This window comes from Fodinicola acaciae (genome assembly GCF_010993745.1).
GTDB classification, from domain to species: Bacteria; Actinomycetota; Actinomycetes; order Mycobacteriales; family HKI-0501; genus Fodinicola; species Fodinicola acaciae.
Genome location: NZ_WOTN01000001.1, coordinates 1,045,931 through 1,059,429, shown reverse-complemented (window position 1 = coordinate 1,059,429; position 13,499 = coordinate 1,045,931). Strand labels below are relative to the sequence as shown.

Sequence of the window (13,499 nt, the reverse complement as noted above, 5' to 3'; positions counted from 1 at the left end):
ACGGGTGTGACTGCTGAGGCTGATAAGGCTGTTGTGACTGCCGGCCTGCACCAGATGTCCGTTTTGATGTCTTGTTAAACAAGTATTACGCAGTCAGCCGCCACAGCACGATCGTTTGGCGTCCAAACCGACGGGTTGCTTCCCGCACGTGACCTGGCTTGCTCGTTCTCCCCGTCGGCGGGCGCAGCCAACCACATTGTCGGAGGGGCCGCCGCCCTCCCAAACGCAACCACCCACCCAAGCTCGGCGGCCCCTCCGACAATGTGGTTCCCTCCGGGCGCCGACGGGGAGAACGAGCAAGCCCAGAAAACCCAGCCCCGCACGAAACCGCCACCCGCACCCCCATGCACACCGATTGGCGGCCACGCGCCCCCTCCCTTGAGGTCGCCCTCCGCGCAGGAGCGCCCGCCGCGCAGGCGAAAACCCAACCACCCCCTGACGCAACAAAACAGAAAACCCAACCACCCACCCAACGCACCAACCAGGAGACGCAACCACCCACCCCACGCACCAACCAGGAGACGCCCACCTCCCCAACGCACCAAACATGAAGACCACCGCCGCACCCCAGAAACCCACCCACCTCCCCACCACACCAAACAGAAGCCCCAACCACCCCCGACCCGCAACACCCGGCGCCGCGACTCCGCCCCAACGAAGTCGCAGCGCCACCTGTCCCTACCAGGTCTTACCCGCCTGCTCCCCCGTCGTACGGTTGATCCGATTGAAGAAATTCGTCAGCGCGATGTTCAACGTAATCGCCATCAACTGCTGCTGATCAAAGTGCGCCGCCACCGCGTCCCAAATCTCATCCGTGACCCCAGGCGCACCGTCCTGGATCCGCGTCGCCGCCTCCGTCAGCGCCAATGCGGCACGCTCCGCTTCGGTGAAAAAGGGCGTCTCGCGCCACGTGACGACGTTGTGCAGCCGCTCGTCCGTCTCGCCGTGCTGTTTCGCCGAATGTACGCCGGCGAAGACGCATGGGCTGCAGCCGTTGATCTGGCTGGCGCGCAGGTGCACCAGCTCCAGTACGAGCGGGTCGACGCCGCCGGCCTGGATGGCCTTGTGCAGGTGTCCCACCGCCGTGAACAGGTCAGGGTTTGGCGCGTCCTTCAGCCGTGCTGTCATGGGTGTGCTCCTTCATCGGTTACCTGAGCCCCTCCGGGCCCGTCATCACCCATGACGGAGCGGAACCGAGGAAGGTAACAGGATGTCCGACAGCACGGCGGTGTTCGAAGCGCAGCGCGACCGGTTACGCGCGGTCGCCTATCGCATGCTCGGCTCGTACGCCGACGCCGAGGATGTCGTACAGGAGGCATGGCTGCGGTTTTCCCGCCAGGACACCGCGACGATCCACAACCTCGCCGGCTGGCTGACGACCGTCGTCGGCCGGATCAGCCTGGACGTGTTGCGGTCGCGGCAGGCGCGTCCGGAGGCCGCGTACGGCGAGCTCGTCGTGACGGTCGACGATGGCGCCGCCCCGGAGCAGGACGCGGAGCTCGCCGACTCGGTCGGCCTGGCGCTGCTGGTCGTGCTCGAGTCGCTGAAGCCGACCGAGCGGCTGGCCTTCGTCCTGCACGACCTGTTCGCCGTACCGTTCGACGACATCGGCCAGATCCTCGGCAAATCCGCCGACGCGACGAAGATGCTCGCGAGCCGCGCGCGGCGGAAAGTGCAGGCGACCGAGCCGCCGGCAAGCGGTCCGGAGCAGCGCGCGGTCGTGCAGGCGTTCCTGACCGCAGCTCGCGACGGAGACTTCGACGGACTGCTGCGTGTCCTGCATCCTGACGTGAAGCTGACCGCAGAGAGCGCCGACGGCACGTACGTGGTGATCGGCGCCACCAAGGTCGCGACCGGAGCGCAGCGGGTACGCACCGGCACGATCGGCTTCTGGCGGACCGCACTCGTCAACGGCCGCCCCGGCCTGGTCACCTGGGACGACGAGAAGTCGCCGCTCGGCATCACCGCTTATACGGTCGTCGACGGACTGATCACCGAGATCTCGATCCTGACCGACCCGGCCAGGCTGGCGGCGGTGGACCTGCCGGAGCCGGACTGAGCCATCGTTACAGTGGCGGAATGGATCATCACTGGCCGCGCTGGGCGGCGGTCGTCGTCACCGCGCTGCTCACTCTCACCGCCTGCGGCCAGCCAGTCACCACCCCGTCCCCCAGCGCACCAGGGCCGACGGTGTCGCCGACACCGCAGAGCCCGGCACCTCGTACGAGCAACGTCGGCGCACCTGGACCTGCGCCGACGATCGTCATCGACCCGGGCCACAGTCCCGCCATCACCGCGACCGATCCGGCCACCGGTCTGGACGTGTCCGGTTACGTGAACGAGCCGGAGATGCACGACGTGTTCGCGGTCGCCGTCCTGGTCAAGGCCAAGCTGGAGGCCTCCGGCTATCGGGTCGTGATGACCAAGAACCAGGTCACCGACCGGATCGACCAGGCCAAACGCGCGGCCATCGCCAACAACACGCACGCGGCGCTGGCGCTCAGCATCCACGACCAGGCCGGCCGCAACGGCGGAATCGGCTTCAACCAAGGAAACAACACGGTCTACTACCAGTCCGTCGGCACCTATCGCGCCACGCCGCGCGGCAAGCGGATTTACTTCACCGACCGTGCGGTCGCGGCGACGAGCGCACGCTATGGCCAGGTCTTCGGCCAGCAGCGCACGCTCGCCGAAGGCCATCAGGTGGCCGTACGCGGCGACGTCGGCTATGACCTCGGCAGCCGCGAGCTGGCGCCGGGCAACATCTGGATCGTCCAGCTGCTCTCGAAAGTGCCGTGGATCTACAACGAGGCCGGCGGCAACAGCGCCGGCATGATCGGTCTCAGCGCGGCCGACAAGGACCGCTATGCCAACGGCCTGGTCGCCGCCGTCGAGCACTGCGTGCCGTCACACTAGATAGACCGAGAACTCCTCCAGCAGCTGCTCGTCGGTCAGCAGCTCGGCGCGGCTGTCGGCGCCGAGCCGCACGGCCACCGCCGTCGCCAATGCCTGCGCCAGCACGGTGAACGCGGTGACCGACCGGAGTACGGTGACACCGCTCGTCTCGACCTGGAAGGTCACGTCGGCCAGCCGCGCCAGCGGCGACGACGGATGGTCGGTCAGCGCGATCGTCCGCAGTCCACGGCCGGCCGCGGCCTTCAGCACGCGTACGGTGTCGGCCGTGTAGCGGTGGATCGAGATCGCCACCAACGTGTCCTCCGGCGCCAGGTCACGCAGATCGTCGACCAACGAGCCGGACACCGGCGCGATCTGGCGGACACCGGGTCGTACGAGCCGCACCAGATACGCCAGCAGATGCGCGACGCCGTAACACTTCCGCAGGCCGATGACGTGCACGTGCGGTGCATGCGCCAGCGCGTCGACAGCGGCCTGCCAGTCGTCGTTGTCGACGCGCGCGACCGTACGAGCGATGTTCTGGCGGTCGTGCTCGGCGGCGGTCGCCAGCAGCGTCGACGGCTCACCTTCGGCCGCGCGGTCGAAGCGGCGTACGAGCTGCGCCTGGTCGGCCAGCTGCCGGCGGCACAGCTCCACCAGCGCCGGATAGCCGCTGAGGCCGAGGCTCGCCGCAAACCTGACCAGCGACGACGAGTGCACGCCGGCGAGCTGCGCGGTCTCGCCGATACTGCGGAACGCCGTGCCTTCCGGGTCGTCCAGGATCGCCTGCGCGATCCGCCGCTGACCCGGTGCGTAGTCGCCGAGCCGCTCGGTCATCGCTTTGCGCAGCTCGTCGTACGTCGTCGGTGCCGCCATCCGGTGATCCTCTCACCAACCCCTTGACGAAACCACAGTTGCGTAACCATCCTATGCCGCAACCACAGTTGCGGAGGTCGCGATGGTCGCCACGACCCAGGAACAGTCCGCCAGTCCACTCAGACAGGGTTTGCAGACCCGGCAGCTCACGATGATCGCGCTCGGCGGCGTGATCGGCGCCGGCCTCTTCGTCGGCAGCGGCACGGCGATCAAGACCGCCGGACCCGGTGTGCTGCTGGTCTATCTGGTCACCGGCGGCCTGGTCATCCTGGTGATGCGGATGCTCGCCGAGCTCGCCGTCGCCGCGCCGGCCACCGGCTCGTTCGCCGTGTACGCGACCAGAGAGCTCGGCCACTGGGCCGGTCTCGCGGTCGGCTGGCTCTACGCGTATCACTGGTGCGTCACGATCGCCTTCGAGGCGATCGCTGGCGCAGCGATCACGCAACAGCTGTTGCCTGGCATCCCGTCGTGGGCCGCCGCGCTGCTGTTCATGGCCGCGCTGACCGGCGTCAACCTGGCGCAGGTGCGCTCGTTCGGCCGGTTCGAGTTCTGGTTCGCGCTGATCAAGGTGGCCGCGATCGTCGCGTTCATCCTCATCGGTCTGGTGGCGATCGTCGGCCTGCTGCCAGGCGTGCCAGCACCCGGCCTGTCCAACCTGACCGGTCACGGCGGCTTCCTGCCCAACGGTTGGTCTCCCCTGCTGCTCACCACGCTCGTCGTGTTTTTCTCCTATTTCGGCACCGAGTTGGCGACCGTCGCGGCCGGCGAGGCGGTGCATCCGGCCGAGACCGTACGGCGGAGCATGCGCAGCGTCGCGTGGCGGATCCTGTTGTTCTACGCCGGTTCGATCTTCGTCGTCGTGATGTTGTTGCCGTGGAACGCGACCGCGGTCACCGCCTCGCCGTATGCCGCCGTGCTGGAACGTCTCGGCATTCCCGGCGCGGCGTTCATCATGGACCTGATCGTGCTGACCGCTGTCCTTTCCTGCCTCAACTCCGGCATCTACTCGTCCTCGCGAATGCTGTTCGCGATGGCGCGTCAAGGCGAAGGGTCGAAGGCATTGGCGCGTACAAGCCGATCCGGTGTGCCTTACGTCGCCGTGTGCGCGGCCTCTGTCGGCGGATTTTTGGCCGTGCTGGCCAACTATTTCCTGCCGACCGCCGTCGTTTTCAACTTCCTGCTCAATTCTTCCGGCTCGGTGGCCGTGGTCATCTATCTGGTCATCGCTGTCACGCAGATCCGCGGCCGCCGCCGCGCCGAGGCCGCCGGCGAGTCGCTGACCGTACGCATGTGGGGTTTTCCTTATCTTTCCTGGTTTGTCGTCGCGGCCCTGACGATCGTCCTGCTCGGCATGGCGGTCGCGCCGGACAAGCGTGACAAGCTGTTGTTGACCTGCGCGGTCACCGCGGTCGCGGTGGCGGCCGGCCTGATCGTCCAGGCTCGACGTAAAGGAGCGAAATGATCGCGCATTCGGCGACATTGGCGATCAACGAGCGGATCGCGGCGCGGCAGGCGGCCGGCGAGCGCATCGTCAACCTCGGCTTCGGCGAGGCCGGCCTGCCGGTGCCACCGATGATCGAGAAGGTGCTGGCGGACGCCGCCGGCCTGTCCTCGTACGCGCCGGTCGCCGGCTCGCTCACGGCTCGTACGGCCGCCGCCGGCTATTTCCAGCGCCGTGGCATGCCCACCACAGCCGACCAGGTTGTCTTCGCGCCAGGCAGCAAGGCACTGCTTTTTGGCCTGATATCGGCGATCGGCGGTGACGTCGTGCTGCCGGTGCCGAGCTGGGTCAGCTACGCCGCACAGGTCGCGCTGACCGGCCACCAGGTCATCGGCGTCCCGATCCCGGCCGAGGCCGGCGGCGTGCCGGATCCGCAGCGGCTGCCGGGCGCGCTGGCCGAGGCGCGCCGGCGCGGCCTGGATCCGCGCGTGCTGGTGGTCACCGTGCCGGACAACCCGACCGGCACGTACGCGTCGCCGGATCTGGTCCGGGAGGTCTGCGAACTGGCTCGCGCGGAGAGTTTGCTGGTTATTTCCGACGAAATCTACCGCGATCTCACGTACGAGCCGGCGGGGCTGCGCGGTCCCGGCGAGATCGCACCGGATCACGTCATCGTGACCACCGGGCTGAGCAAGCAGGCGGCGCTCGGCGGCTATCGGATCGGATTCACCAGGCTGCCAAACGACAAACTGCTCGCGCCGCTGATCGGCCTGGCCAGCGAGGTCTGGTCGTGCATGCCGACGCCGATGCAGGCGGTCGCCGAGTGCGTCCTCGCCGAGCCGCCGGAGTTGGTCGCGCACGTGGCGGCGGCTCGGCGGCTGCACGGACTGGTGAGCCAGGCGGTGTACGAGCGTTTCGTCGCGGCCGGCGCCACCGGCCGCCGTCCGACGGCCGGCTTCTATCTCTATCCGGATTTCGGATCGCTGCCGACCATCCACAGTGGAGCCGAGCTGGCCGAGGTTTTGCTTGAGCGGCACGGAATCGGCGTACTCGCCGGCTCCGCGTTCGGCGACGATCCGGCCGCGCTGCGATGTCGCGTCGCCACCAGCCTGCTCTATGGACGTACGGCTGAGGAGCGTTGGAGTGCGTTGGCGAGCGCCAATCCGATCGCCGAGCCGTGGATTTCCGAGGCGCTCGAAACCATCGACAACGGACTCGCCGCCTTGCGCTGTTAACAATCGAATTCCGTCGTATTTCAGATCCGCGCACGCGAATCAGTTGCCGCTTGTGGCAGTGACACGGATGCCATCGCTGGCCCGCCTGCCGGCTCGGTATGGTGGCATCGTATGACAGATCCCGGGGTCGAGGTCACCGCTGACCTGGTCCGCGCGCTGCTGCAGGAGCAACATCCAGACCTCGCGGGGCTGACCATCCGCGAGGTGACTGGCGGCTGGAGCAATCAGATGTGGCGTCTCGGGGACGAGTTGGCCGTGCGAATGCAGCGCATGGCCCGCACGCCGGAGTTCCAGCTCAAGGAACGCCGATGGCTACCCGTGCTGGCGCCGCTCCTGCCGCTTCCGGTGCCAACTCCGGTGCGGTTCGGCGAGCCGTCCGAACGCTTCCCCAAGCACTGGACCGTGATGACCTGGGTCCCCGGCAAGCCGCTTGACCACAGCTCGATCAGCCGCAGCGTCCACGCCGCCGACACGCTGGCGGGTTTTCTCCAGGCGCTCCATGTTGAGGCGCCTGTCGAAGCGCCGATCGCGACCGACCGCGGTGCGCATCCCCGCAACTGCACAGACGGCTTCGAAAGCTTCTTCCAGGCCGTCACCCCCGACGACATCGTTGCCGACGTCCGGGCCGTCTGGGATGACGCCGTTGCGGCCGACGATTGGAAAGGCCCGCCGGTGTGGGTGCATGGCGACCTCCATCCCGCGAACGTCGTTGTCTCGGACGGAACGCTTTCAGGCATCCTCGACTTCGGTGATCTGTCCGCCGGCGATCCAGCGTGGGACCTCGCTTCCGCATGGGTGCTGCTACCGGCAGGCGCTGCCGCACGATTCTTCGACACGTACGCGCGTGCGGACGAAGCGGCGATCCGGCGAGCCAGGGGGCTGGCCGCGATGAAGAGCCTTTTCCTGATGCTCATGGGACAGAACGGAGATCGGGGGCTTCCCGGCGGCAAGTCTCATTGGGGGCCCGCAGGTCGAGCGGCACTTGATCGTGTTCTTAGTGGTATTTGACGTGTGGCCCCGAGATTCCTTTCTGACAGCGAAAAAATCAACATCGAGAAATGTGTTTGGTGGCGTGGTTTCGTCGGTGTGGCCGGTATTATCGGAGGCAGGACCACTCCTTCCGCGACCACCGCGCCAGCCGGTGATCCGTGGCCGGTGGGAGATGAGAAGGTGCTCGCGGCGATGCTGCGCGACGCCGAGCGTGAGTATCGCGCGTCGGCGGCGCGTGTGTTGAATATTGTGAAGGCGATCGAGGACAAAGAGGCGTACAAGGACCTGCACGCCAAAACCGTCCAGCAGTTGCTGGAAGACCAGTTGCTGCTTTCCCGCGACCGAGGCTCGCCGCCGCGTTCAACGCGCGCGTACGTTCTGTCCCAGCATGGCGTTGACCGGTGAGATGTTGGCGCCGAAGCTGGACATCGCCGCCGAGGCGATGTGTCGTGGTGAGCTCGCCGATTCTCAGTTGGACGCGATCCGTACCGTCATCACCAAACTGCCGGCGCACGTGGATTTCCAGCAGCGGCGTGAGGCCGAGGCGGCGATGGTCGATGGTGCCAAGCACATGGACGCCGGTCGGCTCTACCGGCTCGGCACCAGGCTGCACGCCTACCTGGACCCCGACGGCGCGGCGCCGTCGGACAAGACGACGCGCGGCCGCGGCGCGAGTTGCACCTGCACACCGGCCGCGACGGACGACTCACGCTACGCGGCATCCTGGACGCCAAAACCGGTTGCTTGTTGCAGGAAATCCTCTCCCCACTGACCAAACCCGAGACCGACAACGGCACACCAGACCCCCGGTCGGCGGCCGAACGCAACGGTGACGCGCTGGCCGACATTCTCAACGTGGTGGATTCGGCGAAGCTGCCAATCCAAGGCGCCGAACGGCCGCACCTGACCGTGACGATCTCCTGGGACATGCTCCGCGACTGCCTCGGCGTGGCACGCGCGTACGAAGGATTGACCATCACGCCGGAAACGGCGCGCCGGCTGGCCTGCGATGCGGACATTATTCCGGTCGTCCTCAACTCCGAAGGCGTACCGCTAGATGTCGGTCGCAGTGAGCGATTGGCCGGTCCAGAGCTGCGCAAAGCGTTGATCGCGCGAGACAAAGGCTGCGCGAGGCCAGGCTGCACGAGGCCGGTGCGGCACACGCGAGCGCACCACATCCTGTCGTGGGTCGATGGTGGCACCACGTGCCTAGACAATTGCGTGCTGCTGTGCGACAAGCATCACCGCGAAATCCACCACACCGACTGGACCGTACGCATGAACAACGGCCACCCCGAGTTCACACCACCAGTCGAAGTGGACGGTGAACAAAAGCCGCTCCGAAATACCTACCACCTGTACGGATAAACCGAACAGGTGGACCACCAACCAACAACAGGACGAGCACCAACCTCGAGACTCACCTCGCGGTCGATGACACATGCCTGAAAGGCGGAGCTAGATATCTATTCCAAGCGGTGGTGAATCCACCCCACAATCGACGAACGCAAGGCACTTCATCAATCTGTTCGAATGCGACCGCTCATCGCCTACCACCACTAACCGACACGTTGGCATCGGTCGGCTAGTCGTCGATGGCTTGGTAGGCACCGGTCCAGAAGTCGTTGTACGACGCCATAGCCGGCGGGAAACCGGCCCGCTGTGTCAGCAGAATGCCGATCAGGTCTTCGGCCGGGTCGACCCACAGCGAGGTGCCGTGGCCGCCGTCCCAGCCAAACCGGCCAGGCGTGCCGGCCAGGTCGCGGCGCGCGGTGGTGACCGCCAACCCCAGGCCCCAGCCGTGACTGTCGAAATAGCCAGGAAAGAAGTCGATCCGCGGCTTCATCGCGGCGCTCTGGTGGTCGGTCACCATCAGCTCGACCGTCGGCCGCGCGAGCAGCCGCCGGTCACCGACCCGGCCGAAACCGAGCAACAGCCGGCCGAGCTGGTGGAGGTCGTCCACTGTGGACACCAGGCCGCCACCGCCGTCAGGAAAGACCGGTGGAGCGCGGAAAAGGCTGTCCTCAATGCCGTCGTGCGGCCGCAGGCCGCCATCCTCCTCCCCCAGATACGCGTATGCCAGCCGGTCCAGTTTGTCGTCCGGCACGAAGAACGACGTGTCCGGCATGCCGAGCGGCTCGAAGACGCGCTCACGCAAAAACACGTCGAACGGCTGTGACACCACCCGCGGAACGAGCGCCGACAGTATGTACGACCCGAGATTGTAGAGCCAGCCCTCTCCTGGCTGGTGCATCAGCGGCAAGGTGCCGAGCCGGCTCAGCCACTCGTCCGGTGCATACTGCTTCTGTTCTTTCGGCGGACCGAAACCGGCGATCTCCAGGTCCGCGATGGCGCGCTGGATCGGCGTCGACGGGTCCATGCCGAAAGCCTGGCCATAACCACACTGGAAGGTCAACAGATCGCGTACGGTGATCGGCCGAGCCGCCGGCACGGTGTCCTCGACCGGGCCGTCCGGCGCGCGCAGGACGCGCCGGCCGGCCAGCTCCGGCAGCCAGTTGTCGACCGGATCGTCCAGCCTCAGTTGGCATTGCTCCACCAGCATCATGGTGGCGACCGCAGTGACGAGCTTGGTGAGCGAGGCGATCCGGAAGATCGTGTCACGCCGCATCGGCTCGTCACCGCCGAGCTTTTTCGCACCACTCACGTGAACGTGCTCGTCACTGCCGCGGCTGACCAGCGCCACGGCGCCGGCGAGATAGCCGCTTTCGACGTGGCCGGCCATGACCTGGTCCAAGCGTGCCAGCCGTGCCTTCGACAGTCCGGTCATGCCGCGAGCCTAGCCTCGTCACTCCTGATAGCTGGTGCAGGACGACGCGGCGCGCTTGCACACGGCGACTCCGACGATCCGGTGCTGGTAGTCACCGACCCGGATCTCGATTTCGGTGATGCCGCCGTAATAGTCGCTGCCGTCGACCGGGATGGTGTAAAGGTTCCACCAGCCGGCGACGGCGTCGTTCTTGTAGAGACCGCCGGACGACGGCAGATAGACACTGGTGACCGGCGTGTTTCCGTTCCACGGAAAGATCTGCACGTAGGCCTGCTCGTACGAGCCGGTGTAGAGCCGCACCGACGTGAGCGCCACCGAACGGTTCGACCAGGACAGAGCGCCGGTGAGCGCGACGCCGATGGCACCGCTGCCGCCGCCGTGGACGGCTCTCGCCGAAAACGAGGTCGGCGATGCACTCGCCACCGAAGCCGATCCGAGCAGCGTGGCGATCACCAGGCCGACCACGATGACGGTACGCAGCATCCTTCGCTTCAACACAGGGGACTCCTCGAAACTCGAGCGGGCGATCGATTCGAGGCTGCATCTGGTGACCTGCCCGGTGTACGCACCGGCAGCCGCATCCAAAGTATAGACGCGACTGGACCAGGCCAGTTCGAGATGGCGGAAATGCGTAATGTCCTATCTGCGCCAGTGTACGGTATTGCGATAAACCGACGGACAGATCAGGATTCGCGACGAAACCCGACAATGGAGGTCGCCGTGAGTTTGAGCCGTCGCAAGCTTCTGCAGTCCGCCGCCGCGCTGACCCTGGCCGGCGGCGCGCTCGCCGCGACGGCTTCACCGGCGAGTGCGGCCGGCGACGGCTTCGGACTGCACATCGTCGACCACAACGAGAACGACGCGCGGATGTGGTATTACCGGTTTGCCACCAACGCGATCGGTTGGAACCCCGGCGTGAATGTGCTGCTGCCGGAGGATTACCGCACCAGCGGCCGCCGCTATCCGGTGCTCTATCTGCTGCACGGTGGTGGCACCGACCAGGATTTCATCACCTTCGACCGGCTCGGCATCCGCGACCTGACCGCCGGCCGGCCGATCATCGTGGTGATGCCGGACGGCGGCCACGCCGGCTGGTATTCCAACCCGGTCAGCTCCAACACCGGTCCGCGTAACTGGGAGACCTTCCACCTCGAGCAGCTGGTCCCCTGGATCGACGCCAATTTCCGGACCTACGCCGAATACGACGGTCGCGCGGTGGCCGGATTTTCCATGGGCGGCTTCGGCGCGCTGAAATACACCGCCAAGTACTACGGTCATTTCGCGTCGGTGAGCGCGCATTCCGGACCGGCCAGCCTGCGCCGCGACAGCGGCCTGGTGGTGCACTGGGCCAACGTTTCCTCGGCTGCGCTGGACCTGGCCGGCGGCACGGTGTACGGCGCGCCGCTCTGGGACGAGGCACGCGTCAGTGCCGACAATCCGATGCAGCGGCTGGAGAGCTATCGCGGCAAGCGGATCTTTCTGGTCGCCGGCACCAGTCCCGACCCGGTCAACTGGTTCGACCAGGCCAACGAGACACAGGTTTTGGCCGGACAGCGCGAGTTCCGCGCCGCACTGGACGGCGCGGGCATCGCGTACGAGGCACACGAACGGCCTGGCGGTCACGTCTTCCGGCCGGACATGTTCACCATCGACCTCGACGGGATCATCGCTCGGTTGAAGAAAGCGTAGTCACCACGGCTCGCGCGATGGCGGCCTGACCGGCCAGCGTCACGTGTACGCCGTCCTCGCCCTGCAGATCCGGGTCGGCCGGCACTCCGATGGCCGCGACCAGGTCGACCAGCGGTCCGTCGAGGTCGCGCATCGCCTCGGCGAACGCCTGGATGTCCGTGTTACGCCAACTCGACCCGCCGAAGCGGAACGGCGGATACTGCGCGACGCGCTCCTCGCGTACCGGCACCGGCGTCATCCACAGCCATCGTGATGTCGTTGCCATGGCTCGCATCCGGCGCAGATTGGCGATGCTGTCGGCGAGGTCGACCTGCGGGTCGGCACCGATACGCGTCACGTCGTTGCCGCCGAGCGCGCACAGGACCCAGTCCGGCTTGGTGGCCGCGACGGTGGCCGGCCAGCGGCGCAGGATCATCGTCGTGGTGTGTGCCGACAGGCCACCGTTGACGATCTTGATTTGGCGCTGCCGGAGCCGGAGCAGGTGCCGCAGGATTTCGGCCCACGACTGCAGATCGTCGGTGATGCTGTCGCCGACCGCCACCACGGTCTCGCCGTCGCGAAACGGCAACGTGTCGACCAACTTGGCGAAATCCGGGTCCGCCAACAACTCCGCCGCCGCGCCGGCCGCGTTCGCGTCGAACTTCGCCCGTTCGGCCGCGTATTCTTCCGCCGTCAGGCCGAAAATCGCCGGCAGCGCGTCGGTCATGCCGGGCAGATAGCCATACAGCTTCTCCAGATGCGTGTATTGCAGCCACATCGTCATTTCCCCTTTCCGAAGGACGGCATGCCGGCCAGGAGGCCGCCGTCGATCGCGAGGCACGTGCCGGTGACGAAACCCGCGGCCGGTCCGCACAGCCAGACCGCCGCCACACCGACCTCCGCCGGTGTGCCGAGCCGCCTGACCGGCAGGCCGTTGGCCACGTGTTCGCGCGCCTGTGGCCCGGCCCTGTCGAGGTTTTCGGTGTGAATCGGACCAGGCATGAGCGCGTTGATGCGTACACCGGCCGCCGCGTAGTCCAGCGCCGCCGTACGCGTCAGGCCGTTGATCGCGGCCTTGCTGGCGACATATCCGGCCAGGCCGCTGACCGGCCACTCCGCGGCAGTGGAGGACATGTTGACGATCGCGCCGCCGCCTGACCCCAGCATCGCCGGAATTTCGTATTTCATCGCCAAAAACACGCCGCGCAGGCTGACTGCCAGCTCGTCGTCGAAGTCGGCGGCCGGAATGTCGGCGAGTGGTGTCGGCCGGTGCGTGCCGCCGGCGGCGTTGTTGACCGCCGCGTCGAGCCGGCCGTACGCGCCGAGCGCCTGCTCGACGAGCCGGCTCACCGCCTCCGGATGCCGCACGTCGGTCGCTACGACGATCGCGCTGCCGCCATGCTCGGCGATCCGCGCGGCGACCTTCTGCAGTGCCTCCTCGTCACGGGAGGCCAGCACCACTTTCGCGCCGGCCTCGGCGAACGCGTATGCCGTCGCGGCGCCGATTCCGCGGCTGGCGCCGGTCACCAGTGCCACCTTCTGGTCAAACAAACGGGACATCTCGACTCCTCTGCAAGTGGTATCGCTGCTGGTCACAGACGCTATG

At 66.9% G+C, this 13,499-nt stretch carries 14 protein-coding genes and 1 pseudogene; 9 read left to right on the top strand and 6 right to left on the bottom strand.

Annotated elements, in window-relative coordinates:
* Positions 1-678 precede the first annotated feature (678 nt).
* Entirely contained in the window at positions 679-1,128 is a 450-nt protein-coding gene (locus GNX95_RS04890) for a carboxymuconolactone decarboxylase family protein (RefSeq protein ID WP_163505940.1), read from the bottom strand.
* 82 nt (positions 1,129-1,210) lie between these two features.
* On the opposite strand from GNX95_RS04890, the gene GNX95_RS04885 reads away from it, so the two are divergent.
* Both GNX95_RS04885 and GNX95_RS04880 read left to right on the top strand, forming a co-directional pair.
* The gene (locus tag GNX95_RS04885) at positions 1,211-2,059 is read left to right on the top strand and encodes a sigma-70 family RNA polymerase sigma factor (protein ID WP_163505939.1); all 849 of its coding nucleotides are present in this window, start codon (positions 1,211-1,213) and stop codon (positions 2,057-2,059) included.
* 20 nt (positions 2,060-2,079) lie between these two features.
* Positions 2,080-2,916 carry an N-acetylmuramoyl-L-alanine amidase family protein gene (locus tag GNX95_RS04880; protein WP_163505938.1) on the top strand — a complete coding sequence of 279 codons (837 nt, stop codon included), beginning with the start codon at positions 2,080-2,082 and terminating at the stop codon, positions 2,914-2,916.
* Here the strand turns inward: GNX95_RS04880 and GNX95_RS04875 are convergent.
* Entirely contained in the window at positions 2,908-3,771 is an 864-nt protein-coding gene (locus GNX95_RS04875) for a MurR/RpiR family transcriptional regulator (protein ID WP_163505937.1), read from the bottom strand. The genes GNX95_RS04880 and GNX95_RS04875 overlap by 9 nt on opposite strands.
* 82 nt (positions 3,772-3,853) lie before the next feature.
* On the opposite strand from GNX95_RS04875, the gene GNX95_RS04870 reads away from it, so the two are divergent.
* The 6 genes from GNX95_RS04870 to GNX95_RS04845 all read left to right on the top strand — a co-directional run bounded on the left by GNX95_RS04870 (position 3,854) and on the right by GNX95_RS04845 (position 8,805).
* Entirely contained in the window at positions 3,854-5,233 is a 1,380-nt protein-coding gene (locus tag GNX95_RS04870; protein ID WP_163505936.1) for an amino acid permease, read from the top strand.
* Positions 5,230-6,447 (top strand): pyridoxal phosphate-dependent aminotransferase, encoded by a 1,218-nt coding sequence (locus tag GNX95_RS04865; RefSeq protein ID WP_163505935.1) that lies wholly within the window; start codon positions 5,230-5,232, stop codon positions 6,445-6,447. The genes GNX95_RS04870 and GNX95_RS04865 overlap by 4 nt, the downstream gene beginning before the upstream one ends.
* Before the next feature lie 111 nt (positions 6,448-6,558).
* Positions 6,559-7,455, top strand: coding sequence for a phosphotransferase (locus GNX95_RS04860; RefSeq protein WP_163505934.1), 897 nt, complete (start codon positions 6,559-6,561; stop codon positions 7,453-7,455).
* A 3-nt stretch (positions 7,456-7,458) separates the two neighbouring features.
* Complete coding sequence (locus GNX95_RS04855; RefSeq protein ID WP_163505933.1) at positions 7,459-7,842, top strand: hypothetical protein; 384 nt, start codon at positions 7,459-7,461, stop codon at positions 7,840-7,842.
* Positions 7,826-8,209, top strand: a complete 384-nt coding sequence (locus GNX95_RS04850; protein WP_246281511.1) for a DUF222 domain-containing protein — start codon at positions 7,826-7,828, stop codon at positions 8,207-8,209. Before GNX95_RS04855 ends, GNX95_RS04850 begins: the two co-directional genes overlap by 17 nt.
* Positions 8,113-8,805: an HNH endonuclease signature motif containing protein gene (locus tag GNX95_RS04845; RefSeq protein ID WP_222853397.1), complete on the top strand. Its 693-nt coding sequence runs from the start codon at positions 8,113-8,115 to the stop codon at positions 8,803-8,805. The genes GNX95_RS04850 and GNX95_RS04845 overlap by 97 nt, the downstream gene beginning before the upstream one ends.
* A 217-nt stretch (positions 8,806-9,022) precedes the next feature.
* On the opposite strand, the gene GNX95_RS04840 is transcribed toward GNX95_RS04845, so the two are convergent.
* Together GNX95_RS04840 and GNX95_RS04835 are read right to left on the bottom strand one after the other, a co-directional pair.
* Positions 9,023-10,225, bottom strand: a complete 1,203-nt coding sequence (locus tag GNX95_RS04840; protein ID WP_222853396.1) for a serine hydrolase domain-containing protein — start codon at positions 10,223-10,225, stop codon at positions 9,023-9,025.
* Between the two features lie 18 nt (positions 10,226-10,243).
* Positions 10,244-10,723 carry a hypothetical protein gene (locus GNX95_RS04835; protein WP_163505932.1) on the bottom strand — a complete coding sequence of 160 codons (480 nt, stop codon included), beginning with the start codon at positions 10,721-10,723 and terminating at the stop codon, positions 10,244-10,246.
* 321 nt (positions 10,724-11,044) lie between these two features.
* On the opposite strand from GNX95_RS04835, the pseudogene GNX95_RS04830 reads away from it, so the two are divergent.
* Positions 11,045-11,914: pseudogene (locus GNX95_RS04830) on the top strand (alpha/beta hydrolase); the annotation flags it as partial.
* Here GNX95_RS04830 and GNX95_RS04825 read toward each other — a convergent pair.
* Positions 11,889-12,677, bottom strand: coding sequence for an SGNH/GDSL hydrolase family protein (locus GNX95_RS04825; protein WP_163505930.1), 789 nt, complete (start codon positions 12,675-12,677; stop codon positions 11,889-11,891). The pseudogene GNX95_RS04830 and the gene GNX95_RS04825 overlap by 26 nt on opposite strands.
* Positions 12,674-13,453: an SDR family NAD(P)-dependent oxidoreductase gene (locus GNX95_RS04820; protein ID WP_163505929.1), complete on the bottom strand. Its 780-nt coding sequence runs from the start codon at positions 13,451-13,453 to the stop codon at positions 12,674-12,676. Before GNX95_RS04820 ends, GNX95_RS04825 begins: the two co-directional genes overlap by 4 nt.
* Positions 13,454-13,499 lie beyond the last annotated feature (46 nt).